22 protein-coding genes are annotated in these 23,538 nt (G+C 70.7%); 11 read left to right on the plus strand and 11 right to left on the minus strand.

Annotated features, from left to right (window positions below; translation table 11 throughout):
* Nucleotides 1-78: 78 nt before the first annotated feature.
* Nucleotides 79-1,266 carry a DUF1501 domain-containing protein gene (locus J3A75_RS02055; RefSeq protein ID WP_029359720.1) on the minus strand — a complete coding sequence of 396 codons (1,188 nt, stop codon included), beginning with the start codon at nt 1,264-1,266 and terminating at the stop codon, nt 79-81.
* Nucleotides 1,263-2,789, minus strand: coding sequence for a DUF1800 domain-containing protein (locus J3A75_RS02060; RefSeq protein ID WP_071000590.1), 1,527 nt, complete (start codon nt 2,787-2,789; stop codon nt 1,263-1,265). Before J3A75_RS02060 ends, J3A75_RS02055 begins: the two co-directional genes overlap by 4 nt.
* 185 nt (nt 2,790-2,974) lie before the next feature.
* Between J3A75_RS02060 and J3A75_RS02065 the strand changes: the two genes are divergently transcribed.
* Nucleotides 2,975-4,588 carry a peptide chain release factor 3 gene (locus J3A75_RS02065; RefSeq protein WP_071000591.1) on the plus strand — a complete coding sequence of 538 codons (1,614 nt, stop codon included), beginning with the start codon at nt 2,975-2,977 and terminating at the stop codon, nt 4,586-4,588.
* A gap of 118 nt (nt 4,589-4,706) precedes the next feature.
* Here the strand turns inward: J3A75_RS02065 and J3A75_RS02070 are convergent, their stop codons facing one another.
* Both J3A75_RS02070 and J3A75_RS02075 read right to left on the minus strand, forming a co-directional pair.
* Nucleotides 4,707-5,165 (minus strand): response regulator, encoded by a 459-nt coding sequence (locus J3A75_RS02070; RefSeq protein WP_012322429.1) that lies wholly within the window; start codon nt 5,163-5,165, stop codon nt 4,707-4,709.
* A 7-nt stretch (nt 5,166-5,172) separates the two neighbouring features.
* The gene (locus J3A75_RS02075) at nt 5,173-5,640 is read right to left on the minus strand and encodes a BLUF domain-containing protein (RefSeq protein WP_012322430.1); all 468 of its coding nucleotides are present in this window, start codon (nt 5,638-5,640) and stop codon (nt 5,173-5,175) included.
* A gap of 310 nt (nt 5,641-5,950) precedes the next feature.
* Here J3A75_RS02075 and J3A75_RS02080 point away from each other — a divergent pair, with 310 nt between their 5' ends.
* The 5 genes from J3A75_RS02080 to J3A75_RS02100 all read left to right on the plus strand — a co-directional run bounded on the left by J3A75_RS02080 (nt 5,951) and on the right by J3A75_RS02100 (nt 11,600).
* Nucleotides 5,951-7,336 (plus strand): flagellar hook protein FlgE, encoded by a 1,386-nt coding sequence (locus J3A75_RS02080; RefSeq protein ID WP_024828033.1) that lies wholly within the window; start codon nt 5,951-5,953, stop codon nt 7,334-7,336.
* 34 nt (nt 7,337-7,370) lie between these two features.
* A complete protein-coding gene (flgK, locus tag J3A75_RS02085; protein WP_071000592.1) occupies nt 7,371-9,254 on the plus strand; it encodes a flagellar hook-associated protein FlgK in 1,884 nt (627 codons plus the stop codon).
* A 2-nt stretch (nt 9,255-9,256) separates the two neighbouring features.
* Nucleotides 9,257-10,855, plus strand: coding sequence for a hypothetical protein (locus J3A75_RS02090; protein WP_029359726.1), 1,599 nt, complete (start codon nt 9,257-9,259; stop codon nt 10,853-10,855).
* 147 nt (nt 10,856-11,002) lie between these two features.
* The gene (locus tag J3A75_RS02095; protein ID WP_012322434.1) at nt 11,003-11,263 is read left to right on the plus strand and encodes a hypothetical protein; all 261 of its coding nucleotides are present in this window, start codon (nt 11,003-11,005) and stop codon (nt 11,261-11,263) included.
* 1 nt (nt 11,264) lies between these two features.
* Nucleotides 11,265-11,600 carry a porin gene (locus J3A75_RS02100; RefSeq protein ID WP_043075088.1) on the plus strand — a complete coding sequence of 112 codons (336 nt, stop codon included), beginning with the start codon at nt 11,265-11,267 and terminating at the stop codon, nt 11,598-11,600.
* On the opposite strand, the gene J3A75_RS02105 is transcribed toward J3A75_RS02100, so the two are convergent.
* The 3 genes from J3A75_RS02105 to J3A75_RS02115 are packed head-to-tail and all read right to left on the minus strand — an operon-like array spanning nt 11,597 to nt 13,578.
* On the minus strand, nt 11,597-12,070 hold the full coding sequence (locus J3A75_RS02105; RefSeq protein ID WP_024828031.1) for a hypothetical protein: 474 nt from the start codon (nt 12,068-12,070) through the stop codon (nt 11,597-11,599). The two genes, J3A75_RS02100 and J3A75_RS02105, sit on opposite strands and share 4 nt — an antisense overlap.
* Nucleotides 12,057-12,416, minus strand: a complete 360-nt coding sequence (locus J3A75_RS02110; protein ID WP_012322437.1) for a rod-binding protein — start codon at nt 12,414-12,416, stop codon at nt 12,057-12,059. Before J3A75_RS02110 ends, J3A75_RS02105 begins: the two co-directional genes overlap by 14 nt.
* A gap of 25 nt (nt 12,417-12,441) precedes the next feature.
* A complete protein-coding gene (locus tag J3A75_RS02115; RefSeq protein ID WP_012322438.1) occupies nt 12,442-13,578 on the minus strand; it encodes a flagellar basal body P-ring protein FlgI in 1,137 nt (378 codons plus the stop codon).
* A 241-nt stretch (nt 13,579-13,819) separates the two neighbouring features.
* Here J3A75_RS02115 and J3A75_RS02120 point away from each other — a divergent pair, with 241 nt between their 5' ends.
* A complete protein-coding gene (locus J3A75_RS02120; protein ID WP_012322439.1) occupies nt 13,820-14,248 on the plus strand; it encodes a flagellar assembly protein FliX in 429 nt (142 codons plus the stop codon).
* A 62-nt stretch (nt 14,249-14,310) separates the two neighbouring features.
* On the opposite strand, the gene J3A75_RS02125 is transcribed toward J3A75_RS02120, so the two are convergent.
* On the minus strand, nt 14,311-15,807 hold the full coding sequence (locus J3A75_RS02125; protein WP_209649660.1) for an ATP-binding protein: 1,497 nt from the start codon (nt 15,805-15,807) through the stop codon (nt 14,311-14,313).
* Between the two features lie 245 nt (nt 15,808-16,052).
* On the opposite strand from J3A75_RS02125, the gene J3A75_RS02130 reads away from it, so the two are divergent.
* The 4 genes from J3A75_RS02130 (at nt 16,053) to dksA (ending at nt 20,474) form a co-directional block, all read left to right on the plus strand.
* Complete coding sequence (locus J3A75_RS02130; RefSeq protein WP_012322441.1) at nt 16,053-17,300, plus strand: Hsp70 family protein; 1,248 nt, start codon at nt 16,053-16,055, stop codon at nt 17,298-17,300.
* Nucleotides 17,301-17,488: 188 nt separating this feature from the next.
* Nucleotides 17,489-18,862, plus strand: a complete 1,374-nt coding sequence (locus J3A75_RS02135; protein ID WP_071000593.1) for an MBOAT family O-acyltransferase — start codon at nt 17,489-17,491, stop codon at nt 18,860-18,862.
* A 2-nt stretch (nt 18,863-18,864) separates the two neighbouring features.
* Nucleotides 18,865-19,872 carry a hypothetical protein gene (locus tag J3A75_RS02140; protein WP_058607457.1) on the plus strand — a complete coding sequence of 336 codons (1,008 nt, stop codon included), beginning with the start codon at nt 18,865-18,867 and terminating at the stop codon, nt 19,870-19,872.
* Nucleotides 19,873-20,054: 182 nt separating this feature from the next.
* Nucleotides 20,055-20,474 carry an RNA polymerase-binding protein DksA gene (dksA, locus tag J3A75_RS02145; RefSeq protein ID WP_012322444.1) on the plus strand — a complete coding sequence of 140 codons (420 nt, stop codon included), beginning with the start codon at nt 20,055-20,057 and terminating at the stop codon, nt 20,472-20,474.
* Nucleotides 20,475-20,519: 45 nt separating this feature from the next.
* Here dksA and J3A75_RS02150 read toward each other — a convergent pair whose 3' ends face one another.
* From J3A75_RS02150 to J3A75_RS02160, 3 genes are read right to left on the minus strand one after another with little or no spacing between them, the layout of a single operon-like run.
* Entirely contained in the window at nt 20,520-22,226 is a 1,707-nt protein-coding gene (locus tag J3A75_RS02150) for a TadE/TadG family type IV pilus assembly protein (protein ID WP_012322445.1), read from the minus strand.
* The gene (locus tag J3A75_RS02155; protein WP_024828027.1) at nt 22,204-22,863 is read right to left on the minus strand and encodes a TadE/TadG family type IV pilus assembly protein; all 660 of its coding nucleotides are present in this window, start codon (nt 22,861-22,863) and stop codon (nt 22,204-22,206) included. Before J3A75_RS02155 ends, J3A75_RS02150 begins: the two co-directional genes overlap by 23 nt.
* The gene (locus J3A75_RS02160; protein ID WP_024828026.1) at nt 22,842-23,396 is read right to left on the minus strand and encodes a TadE/TadG family type IV pilus assembly protein; all 555 of its coding nucleotides are present in this window, start codon (nt 23,394-23,396) and stop codon (nt 22,842-22,844) included. Before J3A75_RS02160 ends, J3A75_RS02155 begins: the two co-directional genes overlap by 22 nt.
* Nucleotides 23,397-23,538 lie beyond the last annotated feature (142 nt).

Raw genomic sequence — 23,538 nt, forward strand, 5'->3', positions numbered from 1 at the left:
ACGTGCGCTCGCGATGACGGAGGGATCGGAAACCCGGGCTCGAGAGGAATGGAACCGCGCGAGGCCGCGGTTCGCCCCCTACAGCAGCGCCAGATCCGCCGGGTCCGCGCTCGGGAAGACCCGCCGCAGGCTCGCCGGGTCGAGCCCGTAGAGCCGCCGGATCAGGCCGCCCAGCAGCCCGCGATAGTCGGTGAGTACGGGATAGTCCCGGTTCTGGAACAGGTGCGCCTCGTCGGTCCGCACCTGCGGCCCCGCGATCCGGCCGCCGCGCACCCCGCCGCCGAGGATCCAGTAGACGCTGCCGTGCCCGTGGTCGGTGCCGCGGCTGCCGTTCTCCCGGAAGGTGCGCCCGAACTCCGACAGCACGACCACCACCGTGTCGGACCAGCCCGGCCCGATCTCCTCGGCGAAGCCCGCGAGGCCGCGCCCCAGCTCGCCGAGCCGGTCGGCGAGGTAGCCGGTGCCGGCGCCCTGGTTCACGTGGGTGTCCCAGCCGCCGACATCCACGAAGCCGAGGTTGAAATTCTCGCGCATCAGGCGGCCGATCCGCCGGGCCGACAGCTCGAAGCCCTTGGGCGAGACCGCCCCGCGGTCGGCCTGGCCGGCATGGTCCGAGATCGTGTGGTAGACCGCGTCGCGCACCCGGAACCCCTCGGTCACGGCGGCGGCCAGCTTGGTGTCGCTGTACATGGCGGCGATCAGGCGGGCCTGCCGGTCGTCGATGCCGGGCTTGCCGACGCCGTTGATGGCGATGTTGGGCACCGTCTCGCCGCCCCGGAAGATCAGCGGCATCTGGTCGGTGAAGGCGATCGGCCGGACCCGCGTCAGCTCCGCGGCGAGCCGGGCCATGAAGCCGGAATTGTAGTCGCGGGCGGCCCCGACCGTCTGGCCCATCTCGATCGTGTCCTGCGTCTCGAAATGGCTCCGGGTCAGGTCGTCGGTGCCGGCGAACGGCACGAAGGCGGCCTGGCCCCTGGCGTAGAGCGGCAGGAGCGTCTCGCGCAGCGCCGGGTGCAGGCTCCAGTCGGCGTCGAGCGCCAGCGCCGCCCTCGGGTCCGACGCGTCGGGCTTGGCGATCGCGAGGTTCGGCCGCGACCGGTAGTAGAAGTCGCTGCCGGTCGGGATCACCACGTTGGCGGCGTCGTAGGCGCCGCGCAGGAACACCACGAGGAGGCGCGCGTCGGCCTTCGGGGCGGCCCAGACGCGGCCGGCCACCGTCGACAGGCCGAGGGCCGCGGCGGCGCGGATCAGGTCGCGACGGGTCATCGCATGAACTCCGGCGAGGCGAGGTAGAGGGTGTTCCAGTCCTGCGGCGAGACGGCCTGTGCGAGGGCCGCCCGCGTCGCCGCCGACAGGGTGCCGGACAACGCCGCGAAGTAGAGCCCGTTCGCGAGCACCGGGAAGGCCGGCTCCTCGGGCTGATCGGGCAGCGCCGGCTTGAACAGGCCGGCCGAGCCGGACCCGATCTGCCGGGCGACCTCGAACCGCGTCGCGAGCTGTCCCGGCCCGGTCCAGGCGGCCGCATCGAGGGGGTAGCCGTCCGGCGTTGAGCGGTTGAACAGGCCCTCGCCGAGGCGGTTCAGCCAGCCGAGCACCGGGCCGGCGTTGCGGATGACGCGCTCGTCGTAGGCCATGCGCAGGGCCGAGAAGACGTAGCGGACCGGGTCCTTGAAGGCGCCGGCGCGCCCGGCCGCGAGGGCCGGCTCGCGCACCAGCGCCTCCATCACGGCGGCGATGTCGCCGTCGGTCCGCGTGAAGACGGCGGCGAGCCGGGCGACGAGCGCGTCGTCGGGCGGCTGACCGAGGAAGTAGGTCGCCAGCGCCCGGGAGACGTTGGTCGCGGTGGCGGGGTTGCGGGCGATCAGGTCGACCGCCTCCTCGACCTCGGCCCAGCCGCGGCCCCGGATGCGCGTGCCGAGGAAGACCTTGTCGCCGTAATCGTGCCGGTCCGGGTTGAACGCGAACAGGCCGTCCCGGCGGAAATCGGCGGCGTGCTCGGGGCGGAGCTTCGGGGTCTCGGGCTTCATGTCGAGGCCGACGCCGCTCAGGATCCGCGCCAGCGCCTCGACGTCGCCCTGCGTGTAGCCGGAGCCCACGCCCATCGTGTGCAGCTCCATGATCTCCCGGGCGTAGTTCTCGTTCGGGCGGCCCGCCGCGTTGGAGTCGTTGTCGAGGTAGCGGAGCATCGCCGGGTGGCGCAGGCTCGCCATCAGCAGGTCGCGGAAGTGCCCGAGCACGTGCGGGCGGATCGCCGTGTCGAGGTAGTCGCCCACGGCGGCACGCAGGGTCGACTTCCCCTGGTGAACGTTGAACCGGTTGAACCAGAACCACGTCAGCCGCTCGCGCAACTGGTCGGGGCTGTAGAGCGCCCGCAGCACCCAGACGGAGGCGGCGTTCCGCGCGGCCGTGTTGAGCGCCGCCTGGAAAGCCTGCTGCGCGGCCTTCCTGGCCTCGGGATCGGCGATGTCCTTGGCGGCCTTGGCCTGCGCGTTGAGGGCCTGGGCCCGCTCGAACAGGCTCCCCGGCGGGGTCAGCGCGTCGACCTGCGCCTGGGCGGCGGGCGGCAGGCGCGATTCGGCCGGCGGGTGGAGCTGCGCGGTGAGCCAGCGGGCCCGCCCCTCCGCGGTGAGCCGCGCGAAGGCCGACGGCGTGGCGCCCCAGGTCAGGGCATCCAGGAAGGCGGCGTCGGCCGCGGCGCGCTGCGGCGCCTCGGCCGCGCGGGGCGCAGGGCCCGCCGCGGCGAGCAGCAGGGCGGTGACCAGACAGCAGCGTGGTGCGGCGCGCGACATCGGGGCCTCGCGGAGCGGGGATCGGCCGGGGAAGCGTGGTGCCGCCCCCCTGTACGGTGCCTGAAAGGCGGCCCGATTCTGCCGCCGTCTTTGCCAATATCGGGGCTTGCCGCTACACGATCCTGAGACCGCGCGAGTGCCGCGCCGCGCACCACCACGTTCCGCCGACCCAGGGCGTTCGCTCCATGCTGATGCAGACCAAGACCGAGGCGAGGCCGGCCGATCCGGTGTCGCGGCGGCGCACCTTCGCGATCATCTCCCACCCCGACGCGGGCAAGACCACGCTCACCGAGAAGCTGCTGCTGTTCGGGGGCGCGATCCAGCTCGCCGGCGAGGTGAAGGCCAAGCGCAACCGGGTCTCGACCCGCTCCGACTGGATGGGCATCGAGAAGGAGCGCGGCATCTCGGTGGTCACCTCGGTGATGACCTTCGAGTACGGCGACTGCGTCTTCAACCTGCTCGACACGCCCGGCCACGAGGATTTCTCGGAGGACACCTACCGGACGCTGACGGCGGTCGATTCGGCCGTCATGGTCATCGACGCCGCGAAGGGCATCGAGGCGCGCACGCGGAAACTGTTCGAGGTCTGCCGCCTGCGCGACATCCCGATCGTCACCTTCATCAACAAGCTCGACCGCGAGGCCCGCGACCCGTTCGAGCTGCTCGACGAGATCGAGAATACGCTGGCGCTCGACGTCGCCCCGGTCACGTGGCCGATCGGTACCGGTCGCAACTTCTCCGGGACCTACGAGCTCGGCGGCAACCGCGTGCGCCGGCTCGACGCGGCCGAGGATGCCGGGATGGTCCCGGTCTCGGGCCCCGGCGACACGCTGTTCGACGAACTGCTCACCGAGGACGGCGCGGCCGACGCGTGGCGCGGAGAGGTGGAACTCGCCGAGGGCGGGCTGAAGCCGTTCGACCTCGACGCGTTCCGCGAGGGTCACCTGACGCCGGTCTTTTTCGGCTCGGCACTGCGCAATTTCGGCGTGCGCGACCTGATCGACGGTCTCGCCAAGGTTGCGCCGCCGCCCCGCGGCCAGGACGCGGACAAGCGGCTCGTCGAGCCGACCGAGCCGCGCATGACCGGCTTCGTGTTCAAGATCCAGGCGAACATGGACCCGAACCACCGGGACCGCATCGCCTTCATGCGGGTCTGCTCGGGCAAGCTCAACCGGGGCATGAAGGCCCGGCTGGTGCGCACCGGCAAGCCGATCTCGCTCTCGGCGCCGCAGTTCTTCTTCGCGCAGGACAGGGCCATCGCCGACGAGGCCTATGCCGGCGACGTGGTCGGCATCCCGAACCACGGTACCTTGCGCATCGGCGACACGCTCACCGAGGGCGAGGACATCGTGTTCCGCGGTGTGCCGAGCTTCGCGCCGGAGATCCTGCGCCGGATCAAGCTCACCGACGCCATGAAGGCCAAGAAGCTGCGCGAGGCGCTCCAGCAGATGGGCGAGGAGGGCGTCGTCCAGGTCTTCGTGCCGCAGGACGGCAGCCAGGCGATCGTCGGCGTTGTCGGCGCTCTGCAGCTCGACGTGCTGAAGGAGCGTCTCCAGGCCGAGTACGGCCTGCCGGTCGATTACGAGACCTCGCGCTTCTCGGTCTGCCGCTGGGTGTCGTCCGATTCAGAGGCCGAGCTCGACAAGTTCATCGACTCGCACGGCTCGGCCATGGCCAAGGACCTCGACGGCGCCCCGGTCTTCATGGCGACCACGGCCTTCTCGCTCCGCTACGAGGAGGAGCGCTACCCGGCCGTGCGCTTCACCGACGTGAAGGATTACCAGAAGCGGGCGGGGTGACGCGTTGCGGCGCCGGCTCGTCTTCGCGGGCGCCGCGTAGCGATCCGGGGGATCCCGACCTTCGGTGAGGCCCCGCCGCCCTGGGTCTCTTCGCGGCCCTCGCGGGGGCGGCGCGGCCTCAGAACTTCCCGAGCATCGGAAATTCGACGCTCAGGGTCGATTCGGACGCGATCGGCGCCTCGCGCTTGCGCGGCTTGCGGTTGAGCACCTGCTTCAGCTTGGTCTTCAGCACCGCCATGTCGAACGGCTTGAGGATGAAGGCGTCCGCGCCCGCCTGGTGGGCGAGGTTGATGTCCTCGAAGTCGAAGGACGACTCGGTGAGCATGAAGGGCGTGTTCATCAGCGTGTCGTCGGCGCGGATCTCGCGCAGCAGGCTGATCCCGTCCATCGGCTCCATGTCCAGATCGGAGATCACCAGGGCGTAGCGGCGCTGCCGCATCCGCTCCAGCGCCTCGGGGGCGCTGGTGACGCCCTCGACATCCGGGAAGCCGATGCGGGTCATCAGCATCACGATCAGCCGCAGGAGCTTCTCCTGATCGTCGACGATGAGAATCGGGGGCGTATCGCTCTCGGACATCGGCGGCTCAGATGAAGAGGTGGTCGATGCCCTGACGGGACATCGCGTCGGATTGGAGCGACAGGCACAGCCCGTGGATCGCGGACGCCTTCGGCGTTCCGCGCTGGAGCATCGGGAGAAGGTTGGCCTTGGCGAACAGCGTGTCGTTCCCGACCGTGCGCTGCGCGCTCTTGAACGAGTGGACGAACTCGCGCTTGGCGATCTCCCGCCACTCGCTGATCTGGACGTCGCGGTGGCGGCTGTCAGCGCTCACGCGATCGAAGGTCTCGTGCACCGACGTGCGCTCGCCCTCGATCACTTGGCAGGCGAAGTTGCCCTCGATGACCAGGAAGCTCGTGATCACCGCGAACTCGTTCTTCTTCTGGGCGGTGCGTCCGATCTCGCTGATCTGCTCGGACCGCTTCGCCGCGTCCGACGACAGGTTAAGGCGCGAGAAGTAGATGATGTGGACGAGGCTCGTCCGTTTCGCCCGCATGATCCCGAGATCCGAAATCCGTACCCGTTCAGCGCTTCCGGACAGGACTCACCGCGCGTGGCCCCGGCCCGGCGGCATCATCGCGCGCGCCGAATAACACCGCGTAAACGCGACGGGCGGATCTGCCGGGCGGGATCGCACGGGGTGTGGACGTGACCCGGCAGGATCTGCCGGGCGCGCCGTCGAGACCGGCGAACCCTGCCGGGCCGGCGGCAGCACACGCTCGATCTATCAAAGGCTTAGCCCTGGCACGCCGGTTGCGGCAGCCCCGGCCTGCGGGCCGAAGCGGCGCGCATCGGGATCGTTCGCCATGGATCTTTTCTCCGCGCTGCAGACCTCGGTCTCCGGACTCCAGTCGCAGTCCTACGCCATCAGCAACATCTCCGGGAACATCGCGAACTCGCAGACGACCGGCTACAAGCGCATCGACACCAGCTTCGTCGACCTGATGTCCGAGAAGACGCCCGACCGGGAAATCGCGGGTTCGGTGTTGGCCAAGTCGCAGCTCACCAACACGCTGGCCGGCAACATCGTCTCGTCGAGCGTGCCCACCAACATGGCGATCAACGGCCAGGGTTTCTTCACCGTCGTGCAGAAGACCGGCGACGCGAACGGCGCCACGACCTTCGGCGGCACGGACCTGTACACGCGCCGGGGCGATTTTGCCCAGGACAAGGACGGCTACCTCGTCAACGGCGCAGGCGGATACCTGACCGGCTCCAACCTCGATCCCATCACCGGACAGACGACCAGCATCGGTCCGATCAAGATCGGCAACGCGACGCTGCCGGCGCAGGCCACCACGACGATCACCTACGCCGCCAACCTGCCCTCGACACCGAGCACGTCGGCGTCGGCGACGTCGGGCTCCGATCTCTACAATCAGAACACCGCGGCCGTCGTGACCTCCGGATCGGGGCAGACCGGCGTCAAGGTCGACTCGACCCAGACCGGCGCGGTCTCGACCTTCATGAGCAACAGCATCGCCGGCCCGTCGCTGCCGGTCTACACGTCGACCGGCGCGCCGCTCACGCTGACGACCCGCTGGGCCAAGGTCCAGGACGCGACGACGACGCCGGCTCAGCCGGCCGTGTGGAACCTCTACTACTCCACGAATCCGAGCGCGCTCAGCACGTCCGACTGGAACAACGTGGGCACGGCCTTCACCTTCGACTCGACCGGCAAGCTCACCTCGCCCTCGACGAACCCGATCGCGCTCGGGCCCGTCACCATGGGCGACTACACGTTCCCCAGCCTCACCATGAATCTCGGCTCGTCCGGCCTGACGCAGTACGCCGACACCACCGGCGCGGCGACGACCAACGCGCTGACGCAGAACGGCAACAGCTCCGGCACGCTGACGAGCGTGGCCGTCGGTCCGGACGGCAAGGTCAACGGCACCTTCTCCAACGGTTCGGTCGTGGCACTCGCCTCGGTCGGTGTGGTCCAGTTCGCCAATGCGGACGGGCTGAAGGCCGATACGAACGGGAACTATCTTCAGACCGTCGATTCGGGGCCGCCGCTCTCGGGGCTCAACGGCAGCACGATCTCGGGTGCCAGCAACGAGCAATCGAACACCGACATTGCGTCGGAATTCTCTAAGATGATCGTAACCCAGCAGGCTTACTCTGCGAACACGCGCGTCATGTCGACGGCCCAGACGATGATGTCTGATCTGCTGAACGTGATCCGCTGAGTGAGGGTGCGAATCGAGCCGCGGAGGCCGTGACATGTCGCTGAATGCGATCTCCACCTCGGCCGCAGGCCTCGCCGCCACGCAGGCGGCGATCAACATCGTCTCGCAGAACGTCGCCAATGCGGGCACGGCCGGCTACGTCAAGCGCACGCTCTCGACGGTCGCCAACGGCCCGAACAATTCCGGTGTCGCCATCGGGCAGATCACCCGCAGCTTCGACGCCGCGGCGCTGAACCAGCTCCGGCTGGAGACCTCGGGCGCCGCCTACACGAGCACCAAGTCCGGCATCGCCACCCAGCTCGACGCCCTCTACGGCGTGCCCGGGAGTTCCACGTCCCTCGACGGGACGCTGAACACCTTCACCGAATCTCTCCAGGAGCTCGCCGCGAACCCGACCTCGGCGGCCGCCCGCACGACGGTGCTGGGCAATGCCTCGGCCGTCGCGAGCCTCATCAACAGCGCCGCCGGCACGGTTCAGAACTTGCGCACCGGCCTCGAGGCGCAGCTGGGCACCGACACGAGCGCGGCCAGCACGATCCTGTCCAACATCGCGACGCTCAACGGCAAGATCCAGAACACCACCGACAGCACCGCGCTGACCGACCTTCAGGACCAGCGCGACCAGGCGATCAACAGCCTGTCGAGCTACATGGACGTTCAGACGGTCCCGCAGCGCGACGGGACGGTCTCGGTCATGACCCAGTCGGGCGTGACGCTGGTGGATCGCGGGAACGCCGCGACCCTGAGCTTCGACGGCCGCGGCGTGCTCGGCCCCAACGCGACCTACTCGACCGATCCGGCGCAGCGGACGGTCGGGACCATCACGGCGACGCTGCCGGGCGGCGGCAAGATCGACCTCGGAGCTCCCGGCGTGCTGCGGTCCGGCAGCCTGGCCGCCGAGATCGAGATGCGCGACCAGACCCTGCCGCAGGCGCAGCGCCAGCTCGACGACCTCGCGGCCGGCCTCTCGACCGCGCTCACGAACACCGCGACCACCGGGACGTATAGCGGGACCGATACGCAGATCAGCGTGTCGACCATGAAGCCCGGCAACACCATCACCTTCCCGGTCACCGACAACACCGGTGCGGTGCGCAACGTGACGCTCGTGGCGTCGGCGACCTCCAGCGGCACGATCGTGCCCGCCGCGCAGACCACGGATTCGAGCGGCCTCACCCTGACCTTCAACGCCAGCGGCGGTCCCAGCACCTACGCGGCGGCGATCCAGTCGGCGTTCAGCACGTTCAACGCGTCCGGCAGCGCCTACAAATTGCCGACCCTGTCGGCGACCCCCGTCTCCTCGACCGGCACCAGCGCGACGCTGACGCTGGGTGCGGCCGGCAAGGTCGCGGGCGCGGCGAGCGCCAGCGTCTCGGCCGTCTCGGCGTCGGACCTGAACACCGGCAACCCGTCGCTGGCGATGTTCGTCGACGGCTCGGGCAACAAGCTCTACACCGGCTCGTTCGACGGCGGCTCGCAGCTCACCGGCTTCGCCCAGCGCATCACGGTCAACGGCGCCCTGTCGGGCAATACCGCCGCGCTGACGGCGACGAGCGCCACGGACACGAGCGCGTCCGGCGCCCGCGCCCAGAAGCTGTTCACGGCGCTGACCGCGACCCCGCAGACCTTCTCGTCGTCGAGCGGCATCGGCGGCGTCTCGGCGCCCTACAGCACGTCCGTGATCGGCTTCGCGCAGGACATCGTCTCCACGCAGGGCGCCAACGCGTCGAACGCGTCGGCGCTCGACGCCACGCAGCAGACGGCGCTCTCCACCGCGCAGAGCCGGTTCTCCGCCGGGGCGGGCGTCAACATCGACCAGGAGATGTCGAACCTGATCGCCCTGCAGACCGCGTACGGCGCCAACGCCCGGGTGCTCACCGCGGCCCGCGACATGCTCACCCAGCTGCTGCAGATCTGATCATGACGACGATCACCCCCTTCGCGGCCGGCTCGTACCTGACCACCCGCAACGCCTCGCAGCTCCAGGCGCTGAAGGGCCAGCTCAACGACCTGACCAACCAGCTCTCCAGCGGTCAGGTCTCGCAGACCTACGGCGGCCTCGGCTCCGGCCGGTCGACGGCCCTGTCCGCGCAGGCCACCCTGAGCGCGCTCACCGGCTACGCCGCCGGCATCACCGCCGCGCAGACCCGGACCAACCTCGCGGTAACGAGCCTGACGCAGGTGGCGACCCTCGGGACCTCCACCGGGACGATGCTGCAGAACGGCCTGCAGAGCGTGGCGGCGAACTCGGTCTCCGGCCGGTCGACGGCGCTGGCCAACCTGCAGACGGCGCTCGACACGCTCAACGAATCGGCGGCGGGCAACTACCTGTTCGGCGGCAGCAACACCACGACCCAGCCCGTGGTCGACTCGAGCAAGATCCTCGACGGCACGACCGACGCGAGCGGCAACAAGCTCGACGGACTCTCGACCCTGATCTCGCAGCGGGTGACCGCCGAGCTGGGCGCAGGGGGCAACGGCCGCCTGACGCAGACGCCGGCCAATCCGACCACGTCCGTGCAGATCACCGAGGAGACGAACGACGCGACGCGCGGGAAGTTCGGCTTCACCCTGGCGGGCGCGCCGACCACGACCGGCACGGCGATCGGCGCGACCTACGCGGCGGGCACGGCCACGAGCCCGGGCAACTTCACCCTCAGTATGACGACGCAGCCGAGTGCCGGCGACACCGTGTCGTTCGCGCTGAAGATGGCGGACGGCACCTCCACGACGATCACCCTCACGGCCGCGACGAGCGCGGACCCGAAATCGATCACCAGCTTCGCCATCGGCTCGACGCCCGCCCAGACGATGGCGAACCTGTCGACGACGCTGAGCAACGCGCTGACCGGCGCGGCCAACAGCACGCTGGCGGTGAACGCCACCGCGGCGACCGCGTCGAACTTCTTCTCGGGCGCGGCGAATGGTGGTCCGTCGGGGACCGGCGTGATGCCGCAGCGCATCGCGTATGACGGGAACAAGAACCCGATCGGCTACACGCCGGCAACGGCCCAGAACACGGTGCTGTGGTACCAGGGCGAGAACAGCTACGATCCCGCGACCGGGAAGCCGACCCCGGCGATCGACACGCAGTCCGTCCAGGTGAGCGCGACCGGGAGCGTCGGTACCGGCGCCCGCGCCAACGACCCCACGGTCCAGAACGTGCTCGCCGGCCTGGCGACGATGGCCTTCGGCCTCCCCACCACGAACGACGCCAACACGTACAACACCTACCAGACGGTGGCGACGAAGGCCGGCAACCTCCTCTCTTCCGCCAACCAGACACCCAGCGTCCAGGACACCGTCACGCAGCTGACCATCGCGTCGACGCGGCTCTCGAATGCCGGCACGACCAACAAGGCTCTGCAGAACACCGTCCAGAACACCCTGGACGGGATCGAGCAGATCTCCCCCGAGGAGGTCATCACCAAGCTCCTCGACGTGCAGAACCGGCTCCAGGCCAGCTATCAGGTCACCGCGACGCTCTCGAAGCTCTCCCTGGTGAACTACATCAGCTGAGTTGATCGCCGGGACCGGTCAGCGAGCGCCTGACGGTCGAAAAATGACGAGACGTGTCTCGTTCACCATAGTCTTGCCGCTTTCCGGGAATGAAGCGCAGCCTGCGGCCGCGCCCACGCGCCGTCCTTCGATTGAGGAGAGGTCGGCATGGCGCTGTCCGGACCCATCGAACTCGTTCTCCGCCTGGGAATTGCCCCGCGCATCGGCGCGATCGTGCTGGTGGAGCAGGCCGTCGACACCTATCTCGCCGGCTACGCGCATCCCGACGAGCGGGCGATCGCCCTCGACATCCTGCTGCGCGACCTCGCCCGCCTGCGCATCCACGAGCCCGATCTCGACGGGTTCATCGGCGAGGTCGAGCTCTACATCGACCTCCTTCACCGGGATCTCGCCCGCCGAGCCGCCTGAGATGCGCGGCCGGCTCCGGAGCTGCGCCGCCCTCGCGGCGATCCTGACCTGCGCGGGACCGGTCGCGGCCCTCGACCTGCGGGATCTGCCGGCGATCCCGGGGCCGGTGCCGTGCCCGTCCAAGGGCCAGGGCTTCGTGCGCCTGCCGGGGAGCGACAGCTGCATCCGCGTCTCGGGCCGCGTCGTCGCGGGGGCGGATCTCGCGGCGGGCCGCGGCGTCGCGGCGTCGCCGGCCGTCGCCGGACGCATCGCGGTCGACAACCGCGCCGACACCGATCTCGGCGAGGTGCGCACCTACGTCCGGATCGGCGCCGGTCGCCGACCGGGCGGGCCCTAGAGGTTGCGCGACAGGACCAGCGGCCCGCTGCGCACGCCGCGGCCGTACGGGGAGGGCGCCGGCGCCTGCCGCCCGTAGCCGGAGGGGAGCTGCGCCTTGCCGATCTCCTCCGCCAGGGTCTTGATCAAGCCCTCCGAGACGGTCCTGGCGCTGGCGAGCACCGTCTGGTTCGCCTCCACGGCCGCGGTGAACCGCCGGTGCGCCGTGCGCAGGGCCTCGACTCCCTCGGGATGGAAGCGCTTCAGCGCGACGGCGTTCGCCTTCGCGACCTCGAGCCCCTGCATGTAGGCGGCCGCCAGTGCGGCCTTCGGCTCGGCCGCGGCGACGCCCTCCTGCAGCCGCCCTTCCCGGACGTAGGCCGCCTCCTCGGCGAGGACGGCCTCAAGGGCGGCCATGTTGCCGAGCACGCCCGCCACCAGCGCCTCGGCGGTGACCCGGTCCCCGACGCGCAGCGGTTCAGCCCTTTGCATCGATCGCTCCATCGCTCGCCGCACCCTGCATCTTCATGATCTCACGGAAGACCGAGTCGGCGATGCCGACGCCGCCGCTCTTCACGATCTGCTTCGCGTATTCCTTGGTCAGCATCGAGCGGTAGACGCCGCCGCCGGTGCCGTTCTCGCCCAGCGGTCCGTCGGTGCCCTCCGACTGGGTCAGCCGATCGAGGCTGTTCTCCAGGAACATCGATTCGAACTCGGTCGCCGTCTTCAGGGCCTTGGCCTTGTTGGCGGTCTTGATGATCCCGTCGACGGCGCTCCCGGCCACCGAGGTCCCGACGCTGGCGGCGGCGCTGGCCGCGAGACTGGCGAGTTGCAGCATGGATCGTTCCTTCGCGTCCGCTCGGTCACATCAGCTCGATATCGGCCTGGAGCGCGCCCGCGGCCTTGATCGCCTGGAGGATCGAGATGAGGTCCCGCGGGCCGACGCCCAGCGCGTTGAGGCCGTCGACCAGCTCGCGCAGGCTGACGCCCTCCTTCACCAGGGCGAGCTTGTTGCCGTCGCCGGTATCGACCTTCACCCCGGTGCGCGGAACCACGACGGTGCGCCCGTTGGAGAGCGGCGCCGGCTGGCTGACCTGCGGCTGCTCGGTGATGGTCACGGTGAGGTTGCCCTGCGCGATCGCCACCGTCGACACGCGCACGTCCCGGCCCATGACGATGATGCCGGAGCGCTCGTCGACCACGACCCGGGCGGTCTGGTCGGGCTCCACCTTCAGCTGCTCAACCTCGGTGATGAGGCGGATCATGTTGCCGTTGTAGCGGGCCGGGATCTGGATCGTGACGGTGGCCGGGTCGGTGGGCTCGGCGGTGTCGGCGCCCATGAAGTCGTTGATCGCGGCGGCGATCCGCTTCGAGGTGGTGAAGTCCGGGTTGCGCAGCGACAGCCGGAGCGAGCGCGCGTCGTTCAGCTTGAAGGCGATCTCGCGCTCGATGTTGGCGCCGTTGGAGATCCGGCCGTTGGTCGGCACGCCCCGGGTGATCTTGGCGGCGTCGCCCTCGGCGGCGAAGCCGGCGATCGCCACCGAACCCTGTGCCAGGGCGTAGACCTCGCCGTCGGCGCCCAGCAGCGGCGTCACCAGCAGGGTGCCGCCCTGGAGGGACTTGGCGTCGCCCAGCGACGAGACCGTGACGTCGATCCGGGTGCCCTGCGCGGCGAAGGGCGGCAGGCTCGCGGTCACCATCACGGCCGCGAGGTTCTGCGTGCGCATCGTGGCGCCGCGGGTGTTGACGCCGAGGCGCTCCAGCATGGCCTGGAGGGACTGCTTGGTGAACGGGATGTTGTTCAGCGTGTCGCCGGTGCCGTTGAGGCCGACCACGATGCCGTAGCCGACGAGCTGGTTCTGGCGGACACCCTCGATGGAAGCGAGATCCTTGACGCGCGACAGGGCGAGCGCCGGCACGGACAGGGCGGCGAGCAGCAGGGCGCCCGCGAGGGCCGCCAGGAGAGACCGGAGAGGACTGAACGCGTGACGCGGGCGCATGCCGTGTTTTCGACCGTGACGGACCTGACGCCATCCTGCCAGGGTCGTGCCAGCCGCCGGCTTCGCGCAAGGCGTTGAAAAAGAGGGGGTTTTCTTCCGCCCACTCCGCGTCCGCGTCCCGCGGCACCGGCACCGAACCTGCCGACCCGGCAGCTTCTGCCGGCTTGTTTACCCGCGCTTAACCCTGGCGGCCGAATTTCCGGGTCTGCGCGGGGGCGCTTGGAGCAACGCGAACCGGATCATGCGTGTCGAGACTCGCCAGCCGATCCAGAGCGCCGGCGGTGTCGCGTCCGCCCGGAAGCCCGAGGGCGGCGCGGCCTTCAGCCTCGGCGCGACCCCGTCGTCGCCGACGTCGGCCGGCGCGCCGGCCGCCGCCGCGACCCTCGCCGGGCTCGACGCGGTCCTGCTTCTCCAGGCCGAGGCCGACACGCCCCAGGAGCGGCGCCGGCGCTCCGCCCAGCGCGGCCAGGACCTTCTCGACGGCCTCGACCGGCTGAAGGCGGCGCTGCTCGGCGGCCGCGTCGCGCCGCAGGATCTGCGCGCCATCGCCGGTCGCCTGAACGAGCGCGCCGGCCTCTCGGGAGATCCGCGGCTCGACGGTCTGATGGCCGAGATCGAGCTGCGGGCCGCGGTGGAGCTCGCCAAGCTGGAGATGGCCCGGCGCGTCTGACGGGCAGCCGCGACCGAGCCTGGGCGATTCCCAGCGCCTGGACGGACCGGCGCCCGATCCGGTTACACGACCCGCCGCTTCGGCCCGGTCGGCAGCATCTGCGGCTCGCCCGGTCCGGTCTCGACGCCGAGATCCGGCACCGCGATGATCGGCGCGCCGCGCAGGTCCTTGCGGGTGACGATGGCGCCGCGCTCCTCGAGATAGGCCAGCATCCGCCGCGCCCGGCCGCCCGAGCTGGTGCCGTAGGCCTCGGCCAGCATGGTGTCGGTCGGGCAGGGGGCGCCCTCGATGGCGGCCCGCGCGACCACGAGGAAGAGCCCAGCGAGGTCGTCCGGCAGGCCGGCCGCGATGGCCTGGGCCTGCTCCCAGCCGGAATTGTCCGCGACCGCGCCCCCGGCCTCGGCCCGCGCGACCGCGAGCCGCCGCTTGAACTCGGGCAGGCCCATCGTGTCGCCGCGCAGGCGCCGGATGCGGCAGCGGACCGTGAAGTCCTGGTAGAGCGTCGCGGGGGTGCAGGCGGCGGCGTCGGCATCCGCCAGCACGGAGGCCAGGACCTCGGCGAGCGCCGCCTCGCGGGCCTCCGGGTCCATCGGCTCCTCCTCCGGCTCCTCGGCCGGCGCCGGCGGGCGGTAATTGGCGAGCTGGACGAGCACGTCGGGTGCCCGGGTCGGGCGCGGCTTCGGCCGCGGCGCCAGCGGCGCGACGGTCTCCGCGGGGCTCGCCGTGAGGATCAGCGCGCGGGCATCCTCCAGGGCGTCGGGCAGCGGAACGAGGACCGGCGAGGAACTCCGGCTCACGGTCTGGGTCGGCCCGACCGCGATGGTGAGCGGGCGCCGGGACAGGGCCGGCCCCAGGGCCACGAAATGCCCGCGCGGCAGGTCGCGGAACGTCTCGGCCTGCCGGCGTTCCAGCCCGAGGAGGTCGGCGGCGCGCGCCATGTCGATGTCGAGGAAGGTCCGGCCCATCAGGAAGTTCGAGGCCTCGGCCGCGACGTTCTTGGCGAGCTTGGCGAGGCGCTGCGTCGCGATGATGCCGGCGAGCCCGCGCTTGCGGCCGCGGCACATGAGGTTGGTCATCGCGCCGAGCGACAGGCGCCTGGCCTCGTCCGAGACCTCGCCGGCGGCAGCCGGCGCGAAGAGCTGCGCCTCGTCCACCGCCACCAGCATCGGGTACCAGTGGTCGCGGTCGGCGTCGAACAAACCGCCCAGGAAGGCCGCGGCGGCCCGCATCTGGCCGTCGGCGTCGAGGTTCTCCAGCGACAGCACCACCGAGACCCGGTGCGTCCGCACCCTTGCGGCGATGCGCTGCAGGGCGACGTCGTCGCCGTCGGCCTCGACCACGACGTGGCCGTAGCGGTCGGCGAGGCTGGCGAAGTCGCCCTCCGGGTCGATGATCGCCTGCTGCACGAGGCCGGCGCTCTGCTCGAGCAGCCGCCGCAGCAGGTGCGATTTGCCGGACCCGGAATTGCCCTGGACCAAGAGCCGCGTGGCGAGCAGTTCGGTGAGGTCGAGGAGCGCGGGGCGCTCGCCCGTCAGGCCGAGATCGATGTCGGAACGCATGGCGCCTCATAGCACGGCCCGGCCGGTCCGGGTGTGCCGCCGGCGCGCTGTCCACGCTTCCCGCATGGGAACGCCCGGGCGGTGGACTGTCGCATCGCCCCGCGCCGTCCCGCGACGCCGCCGCTGCGCGGTCGCGCCGTCAACCCCCGCCCGGGCTCCCCGGGCCCCGCTCCTCCGGCCTGGACCCCGGCCTGTCGGCCCTGTAGGCCCACGGCCCTTCTCCCAACTCCCGGACCCACGACACGATGGCGGCCTGCGGCCTCGATTTCGGCACGTCGAACACCACCCTCGGGCATGACGGCCCGGACGGTCCGACGCTGCTGCCCCTGGAGGGCGCGCACCGGACGATCCCGAGCGCGATCTTCTTCGAGCTCGGCCGGGAGCCGATCATCGGCCGGGCCGCCACGGCGGCCTACGTCGAGGGCCGGTCCGGCCGGCTGATGCGGGGGCTGAAATCGGTCCTTGGCACGCCGCTCATGGAGGAGGCGACCCCGGTCGGGCGCCAGCGGCTGCGCCTGCGCGACGTCATCGCCCGCTACCTCACCGCCGTGAAGGCGCGGGCCGAGGCCGCCAGCGGCCAGAGCCTCGACAGCGTGGTCCACGGCCGCCCCGTCCACTTCGTCGACGGCGACCCGGAGGCGGACCGCCGCGCGGAGGACACGCTGCGCGACATCGCCCGCGACGTCGGCTTCCGGGAGGTCTCGTTCCAGTACGAGCCGATCGCCGCGGCGCTCGACTACGAGCGGCAGGTCCGCGCGGAGGAGATCGCCCTCGTCGCCGATATCGGCGGCGGCACCTCGGATTTCTCGATCGTGCGCCTCGCGCCCGAGCGCCGGGGGCGGCCGGACCGCGCCGGCGACATCCTGGCCAACGACGGCGTGCGGATCGGCGGCACCGATTTCGACCGCCAGCTCAGCCTCGGCACGGTGATGCCGCTCCTGGGCCTCGGAAGCCCGATGCGTCGCGGCGACCTCGCGGTGCCGAACGCCTACTATCACGATCTCGCTACGTGGTCGGCGATCAACCGCCTCTACAACCCGAAGACCCTGCGCGAGATCGACGAGGTCATCCGCGACGGCGCCCGGCCCGACCTGCTCGCGCGGCTGCGCGAGGCCGTGGAGGGCGAGCGCGGGCACGCCCTGGCCGGGGCGGTGGAGGGCGCCAAGATCGCGGCCTCCGAGCGGGACGCGACCGTGCTCGATCTCGGCCTCCTGGAGCCGGGGCTCGCGGTGCCGGTGGATCGCGCGACCCTGTCCGCCCAGACCGGCGACCTCGCCCGCGCCGTCGCGGCGCGGATCGCGCGCTGCCTCGCGCAGGCGGAACTGACGGCCGACCGGGTCGACGCCCTGTTCCTCACCGGCGGTTCCACCGGCCTGCCGCACCTGCGCGCCGCGCTGACGGCCGCGCTGCCCGCCGCCCGGGTGGTGGAGGGCGACACGTTCGGCTCGGTCGGGCTGGGCCTGACCATCGAGGCGGTCCGGCGCGGGGCCTGAGCCCGCCGCCAGTCGGGCGTTCCCGCGCCCGCTTCGTCGCGGGCGCCGCGGAGCCCTCCGGGGCCGCCGCGGAAGCGCCCCGCACGCCGAGCGCCGATTGACGGGCCGGCCCCGATCCCCGACAAGGCCGTCCCTCCCGCTCGGAGACTACGGCGGCCCATCCGGGCTCCTCCGCGCCGCCCCGCCCGATGCTGTTCAACTCCTTCGTCTTCCTCCTCGCCTTCCTGCCGACCGCGCTGATCCTGCACGGGCTGGTGGCGCGCGCCGCGCCCGCGTGGCGGTTGCCGCTCCTCGTCGCCCTGTCCTTCGTGTTCTACGGCTGGTGGGACATCCGGTTCGTGCCGCTGCTGGCCGGGTCGATCCTCGCGAACTGGTGCGTGGCCCGGGCCTATCGCCTCTGGCCGGGCCGCTGGCTGATCCCGGCGGCGATCGCCGCCAACCTCGCGCTGCTCGGCGTGTTCAAGTACCTCGACTTCGCGGCCGACCTCGCCAACCTGATCCCCGGCCTGGAAGCGCAGCGCCTCGGCCTCGCCCTGCCGCTCGGCATCTCGTTCTTCACCTTCCACCACATCATGTATCTCGCCGACCTGCGGGCCGGCCGGGCGCCGGGCTTCGGGCTCGTGAAATACGCCCTCTACATCGCCTTCTTCCCGCAGGTTCTCGCCGGCCCGCTCGTGCGCTGGAGCGAGATCATGCACCAGTTCGACGAGTCGCCCTACGCGCGGCCCGACGCCGCCGAGCGCTTCGCCCGCGGGCTGATGCTGCTCACCGTCGGCCTCGCCAAGAAGGTGTTCCTCGGCGACCCGCTCGCCGAGTACGTGAACCCGGTGTTCCAGGCCGCCGCCGCCGGCAAGGCCGTCACGGTGGTGGAGGCGTGGCAGGCGACGCTCGGCTTCACCTTCCAGATCTACTTCGACTTCTCCGGCTACACCGACATGGCGCTGGGCATCGCGCTGCTGTTCGGCCTCGTCCTGCCGCAGAACTTCGACGTGCCGTACCGCGCCACCTCCCTGCGCGAGTTCTGGCGGCGCTGGCACATGACCCTGTCGCGCTTCCTGCGCGACTACCTCTACGTCCCGATGGGCGGTAACCGCCGCGGGCTGCCGCGGCAGGTCGGGGCGCTCGTCGCGACGATGACGCTCGGCGGCCTCTGGCACGGGGCGGGCCTGACCTTCCTCGCCTGGGGCGCGCTCCACGGGATCGGCCTCGGCGCCGGGGTCCTGGCGCGCCGTGCCCGGATCGTGGTGCCCGCGCCCCTCGGCTGGGCGCTGACCAGCCTGTTCGTCGTGCTGACCTGGGTGCTGTTCCGGGCGACGAGCTTCGAGGCGGCCCTCGTGATCTTCAAGGGCCTGTTCGGGCTGGCGCCCAGGGGCTCCGGCTTCAAGTGGCGCACCATCGCCATCGCCGCCCTGGTCGCGACGGTCGGGCCCACCGCGTGGAACGCGGTGCACCGCCTGCCGCCCCGGCGGCTCCTCGCCTTCGGCTTCGCGCTGCTGTTCGTGCTCGTCCTGCTCAAGATCGGCGACGATGCGAACTACGAGTTCATCTACTTCCAGTTCTGAGGATGGCGCCCGCACCCCGCACGACCGATCGAGACTGGCGCGGCTTCGCCCGCACCCTGTTCCTGTCGATGGTCGCCCTGTTCGCGGGCTACGTGGCGCTCGCCGTGCTGATCGATCCCTACGATACCGGCCGCTCGACGCTGCTGTCCCGGGGCGCGGTGCGGCCGCAGGGACCCCGCACCGCCTCGGCCGTCCGCGGCCGCGACCCGGCCTACGCGGGCGTGGTGATCGGCAACTCGCACATCCAGCTCATCGAGCCGGCGGCCCTGACGCGGCTCACCGGCATCCCCTTCCTCCAGCTCTCCGTGCCGGCCACCGGCCCTTCCGAGCAGTTCGCCCTGCTCGGCTGGTACCTGCAGCACCATGCCCGCCCCGCCGCGATCGTGCTCTCGGCCGACGCGTTCTGGTGCGCCGACGACCCCGCCTTCCCGAGCGAGCACGGCTTTCCCTACTGGCTCGTCGGTGACTGGCCCGCCTACCTGCGGGGGCTGATCCGCTTCTCGGCCGCCCAGGAGACGGTCAACCGCCTCGGCTGGCTCCTGAACCCGCGCCGCAAGACCGCCGCGGCCGACGGCTGGTGGGACTACGAGCGCAACTACCTGAGCCAGGGCTTCGGCGTCGATCCCGCCAAGAAGGCGGCCCTGGAGAAGCCGGTCGGGCCCGAGCCGGAGGCGCGTCACGGCGGCCCGTTCCCGATCGCGGCGCGCCTGCGCGCCGAGCTGACCCGGATCCCGGCGGGGACCCCGGTCGTGGTGGTCTTCCCGCCGGTCTACGCCCGCGGCGAGCCGCCGCCCGGCAGCCCCCGGGCGCGGGCCGAGGCGACCTGCCGGGCCGAGGTGCGCGCCGTGCTGGCGACTCACGCCCTGAGCACGGTGGTCGACTGGCGCGACGGCCGTCCCGCGGCGGCCGATCCCGACCAGTTCTTCGACCAGACCCACTACAGGCTGCCGATCGCCCGAAGTCTGACAACCGAGATCGCCGAGGCGATCGTACGGTTGCGGACCAGATGACAGCGTAAAACATCTGTACCGTGGCCTGTTTGCCGCACGCGGCGATGCAGTGACAGCCAGTTACAGCCCCTGCATCCGTGTGCGTTGTGGCGCTGAGGCACCTCGACTATACGGCACCTCACGTTATCGCCGCACACCGGCCATCCCCTGGTGGGCGGTTTACCATCCAGCGAGGGTGACGCATGGCGAAGGTGCAGCTGGAGGACGGCTACGTCCCGTCCGACGACGAGCCCTTCATGAATGACCGGCAGCGCGAATATTTCCGGCGCAAGCTGCTGAGCTGGAAGAACGACATCCTGCGCGAGGCGCAGGATACGCTGGTGGCGCTGCAGAGCGAGAACGAGAATCATCCCGACCTCGCCGACCGCGCGTCGTCCGAGACGGACCGGGCGATCGAGCTGCGGGCCCGGGACCGCCAGCGCAAGCTGACGGGCAAGATCGACGCGGCGCTGGCCCGGATCGAGGACGGGTCCTACGGGTTCTGCGAGGAGACCGGCGAGCCGATCTCCCTCCGCCGCCTCGACGCACGGCCGATCGCGACCCTGTCGCTCGAGGCCCAGGAGCGGCACGAGCGCCGCGAGCGCGTCTACCGCGACGACTGATCCGGATCCGGCCGCGCGCCGGATCCGGCGGCCGACCCGGCGCGACTACTGCGTGAGCCGCAGCGCGCCGATGCTCGCCTGGATCGACTTGAACGCCTTGATCAGGTCGTCGGACGAGTTGGCGAGGTAGAACTGGTCGGGCGACGAGGCGCAGTTCCGCAGCAGCGTCTGCCCCGCCGAATCGATCGGATCCGTCGGGACGCTGAAGCCGATCGTGTAGATCGAGATGTTGACCGCCTTCGTGTTGGCGCACGCCTCGGCGGTGAGCGCGTCGAGCGCCTTCCGCGCGGTGTTGCCGTCGGCGATGTTGGTGTTCTGGTACGCCGTCGTCAGGCGCGGGTTCGGCGTCGTGCCGTTGGCGTTCCGGAAATAGCCGGCCGCGAAGTAGAGCGAGCCGGTCGGCGCGCTCGAATTGGTGCCCCAACTGTTCGTGCCGTCGGTCATCAGGATGATGATCTTGTTGATGTTCGTGGCGTTCGAGCTGTTCGCGCTGGACGCGTAGGGTTGACCGTCCGCGAAGACGCTGTTCGGCGAGAGGGTGCGCCAACCCCACATGAATCCCTCGTGGATGTTGGTCGATCCGGAAGGCGCCATGTTGTTGATCAGGGTCTTCAGCGCGTTCGTGTTGTTGGTCAGCCGCTGAAGCGGCTGGGTGGTGCAGCCGAAATTCGGACCGTTCGGGATCCCGAGGGGCGAGCCGGACGCCGGATCCTTCGGATTGACGTACTTGCAGGCCTGGCCGAGCGCGGTGTTGTAGGTGTTGCTGTTCCGGCAGTCGGGGCCGGTCTCGTCGTCGATATAGCTGTTGTAGCTGTAGGCCGTCGACCTCTGGTTGCCGACCGGGAAGGACGCGCCGCCCGACGTCCCGTCGCCTGGCTCGTCGGGCGCGAGCAGCGGCACGTAGAAGGAATCCTTGGTCGTGGGCGCGCCGTCCTGGACGTTGAACGGGTAGGGAAGCGACTCGAGGCACCCGGCCCAGCCCCAGTTCCGGTTCGCCGCCTGCAGCTTCGCGAAGACCTCGAAGCGGTTCTTGAACGGTGCCGGATTCGACTGGACGATGTTCGTCCAGTGGTAGCTGGAGAGGCCGTTCTGATCGATCCAACTCGCGTAGCGGTACGCGGACGGGTCGACCGCCACGGCGGCGGCGAAGGGAACGATCGCGACCTTGGTCGCGCTGGAGAAGGCCGGGCTCGTGTAGACGTAGTTGACGAAATCGGTCGCGGCCGTCTGGACGGCCCGAAGCTTCGACTGTCCCCCGCTCGACGCGGCCATCGAGCCCGTGTTGTCGAGGACCAGCGCGATCTCGAAGGTCTTGGGCAGCGGCGTGGCGCATTGCGAGACGGCGCCCGGGTTGATGCGCTGGGTGCCGGTCAGCCCCCCGAAGAAGGTCGTGGACTGCTTGTGCGCGGTCAGCGTGATCTTGCGCGGGCTGCTGGTGATCGCCAGCCGGTCGACCACGAGGTTCGCGGCACCCATGGCGCCGGTCATCGTCGTCTGGGCGAGGGTGTTGAGTTCGGCCTCCGACGTCGTCAGCGGCGTCTGGCAGAGCAGCAGCGCCGTGGCGTCGGTCGCGGTCTGGAGCTTCGTCTCCAGCCGCGTAGCGAAGCCGTAATCGATCGCCGCGCCGCCGATCATCACCATCGGCACGCTCAGGAACGCGAACAGCAGGGCGACGTTGCCGCCGCGGTCGCGCAGGAGGCCGCGGCGCCGCTCGGGGCGGTCGTCAGGACTAGCGGTCGATCTTCGTGCCATCGCAGTTCGCGTGTTCGTCGTCCGGCAGGACGACTTCCGTGTAGGTGCTGGTGCCGTAGGCCTGGCCGCCGCGGGTCGGCCACGGCGCGCTGCTGGTGAACGTGATCGTGTTGCTCACGCCCTTGGCGAGCTTCACCAGGGCGCTCCCGATCATCGGGGTGTAGCTGATGCTGACTTCCGCCAGGACGTACCGCATGCCCGGCATCCGGTAGCCGTCCGGCACGGTCAGGCCGGCCGCGGATCCCAGGCTCCGCGCGGTCCCGTTCGCGTTGGCGACGCTGGAGCAGACCACCGGGGGACCGACCGGGTTCTTCGCGTCGATGCCCATGGCGCTGACCACGATCTTGACCTTCGACGTGTCGAACGGGCGCATCACCGCCGTGGCGGAGGCGAGGATGTCGTTCATCACGGTGCGGCTGATCGGGTTCTGCGTGTCGCCCTGCGCCGTCAGGTCCGCCACGGTCCGGCCGAGCTGGGTCAGCTTGCGCCACTCGTCGATGGCGTGCCCCACCTCGGTCATCCCGGCCCAGATCGCGAGCAGGATCGGCAGGATGACGGCGAACTCGACCGCCGCGCCGCCCCGCCGATCCTGCCCGAGCCGGGCCGCCCGCCGGGTCAGGACGGCGAGGACGGGCACGGGCTCGCTCCGACGATCTGATAGGGCTCGGTGCGGAACACCGCGGTGGACGTCAGCAGGCTCGATCCCTCCGCGGGCCCGCTGGTGAACTGCTTCGTGTTCAGGCCCATCAGGTTGAAGAAGGTCGGGAACGGCACCGCCGCCGTGACGATCACGATCGTCCCGGGCGAGGCGCATTTGTAGTTGGAGCCGAAACTCGTGCTCCACGTGCCTGTGGCCGTGTCGATCGGCTTGGCCGCGGTCGCGCTCGCGAAGCTGCTCGAGGTCGAGACGTCGATCTTGACGTTCTGACAGTTGAACACGGTGGGGACGGGGCTGCTGCTCGGTCCGCACATCCGTGTCTTGAGGGTCGCGAGCACGGTCGCGGGATTGGTCTGACCCGCGGTGTCGAGCTGGAACTGGCCGGTGAAGATCGTCCGGACCGCGTTCTGGAGGGCGCGATCGAAATTTTGCGTCGCCCACATCTGAAACATGATCTGGAGGATCGCGCCGCACAGCGCCAGGAACGGCAGGGCCACGAGGGCGAACTCCACCGCGGCCGCGCCGCCGCTGTCGCGCGCGAGGCGCCTCAGGAGACAACCCGACGTAACTCTGACCTGCGCGTGTGAAAGTCCTCGACGGTTCATGAGCGAGCAGATCAGTCGAAAATAGCCATCGCGTTCGATGTGACGCCAA

This window comes from Methylobacterium sp. PvP105 (assembly GCF_017876975.1).
Classification (GTDB): domain Bacteria; phylum Pseudomonadota; class Alphaproteobacteria; order Rhizobiales; family Beijerinckiaceae; genus Methylobacterium; species Methylobacterium radiotolerans.

Coding starts and splice junctions, on each gene's coding strand:
- J3A75_RS02055 (WP_029359720.1), bottom strand. CDS start 1,266: ATGACCCGTCGCGACCTGATCCGCGCCGCCGCGGCCCTCGGCCTGTCG.
- J3A75_RS02060 (WP_071000590.1), bottom strand. CDS start 2,789: ATGTCGCGCGCCGCACCACGCTGCTGTCTGGTCACCGCCCTGCTGCTC.
- J3A75_RS02065 (WP_071000591.1), top strand. CDS start 2,975: ATGCTGATGCAGACCAAGACCGAGGCGAGGCCGGCCGATCCGGTGTCG.
- J3A75_RS02070 (WP_012322429.1), bottom strand. CDS start 5,165: ATGTCCGAGAGCGATACGCCCCCGATTCTCATCGTCGACGATCAGGAG.
- J3A75_RS02075 (WP_012322430.1), bottom strand. CDS start 5,640: ATGCGGGCGAAACGGACGAGCCTCGTCCACATCATCTACTTCTCGCGC.
- J3A75_RS02080 (WP_024828033.1), top strand. CDS start 5,951: ATGGATCTTTTCTCCGCGCTGCAGACCTCGGTCTCCGGACTCCAGTCG.
- flgK (WP_071000592.1), top strand. CDS start 7,371: ATGTCGCTGAATGCGATCTCCACCTCGGCCGCAGGCCTCGCCGCCACG.
- J3A75_RS02090 (WP_029359726.1), top strand. CDS start 9,257: ATGACGACGATCACCCCCTTCGCGGCCGGCTCGTACCTGACCACCCGC.
- J3A75_RS02095 (WP_012322434.1), top strand. CDS start 11,003: ATGGCGCTGTCCGGACCCATCGAACTCGTTCTCCGCCTGGGAATTGCC.
- J3A75_RS02100 (WP_043075088.1), top strand. CDS start 11,265: ATGCGCGGCCGGCTCCGGAGCTGCGCCGCCCTCGCGGCGATCCTGACC.
- J3A75_RS02105 (WP_024828031.1), bottom strand. CDS start 12,070: ATGCAAAGGGCTGAACCGCTGCGCGTCGGGGACCGGGTCACCGCCGAG.
- J3A75_RS02110 (WP_012322437.1), bottom strand. CDS start 12,416: ATGCTGCAACTCGCCAGTCTCGCGGCCAGCGCCGCCGCCAGCGTCGGG.
- J3A75_RS02115 (WP_012322438.1), bottom strand. CDS start 13,578: ATGCGCCCGCGTCACGCGTTCAGTCCTCTCCGGTCTCTCCTGGCGGCC.
- J3A75_RS02120 (WP_012322439.1), top strand. CDS start 13,820: ATGCGTGTCGAGACTCGCCAGCCGATCCAGAGCGCCGGCGGTGTCGCG.
- J3A75_RS02125 (WP_209649660.1), bottom strand. CDS start 15,807: ATGCGTTCCGACATCGATCTCGGCCTGACGGGCGAGCGCCCCGCGCTC.
- J3A75_RS02130 (WP_012322441.1), top strand. CDS start 16,053: ATGGCGGCCTGCGGCCTCGATTTCGGCACGTCGAACACCACCCTCGGG.
- J3A75_RS02135 (WP_071000593.1), top strand. CDS start 17,489: ATGCTGTTCAACTCCTTCGTCTTCCTCCTCGCCTTCCTGCCGACCGCG.
- J3A75_RS02140 (WP_058607457.1), top strand. CDS start 18,865: ATGGCGCCCGCACCCCGCACGACCGATCGAGACTGGCGCGGCTTCGCC.
- dksA (WP_012322444.1), top strand. CDS start 20,055: ATGGCGAAGGTGCAGCTGGAGGACGGCTACGTCCCGTCCGACGACGAG.
- J3A75_RS02150 (WP_012322445.1), bottom strand. CDS start 22,226: ATGGCACGAAGATCGACCGCTAGTCCTGACGACCGCCCCGAGCGGCGC.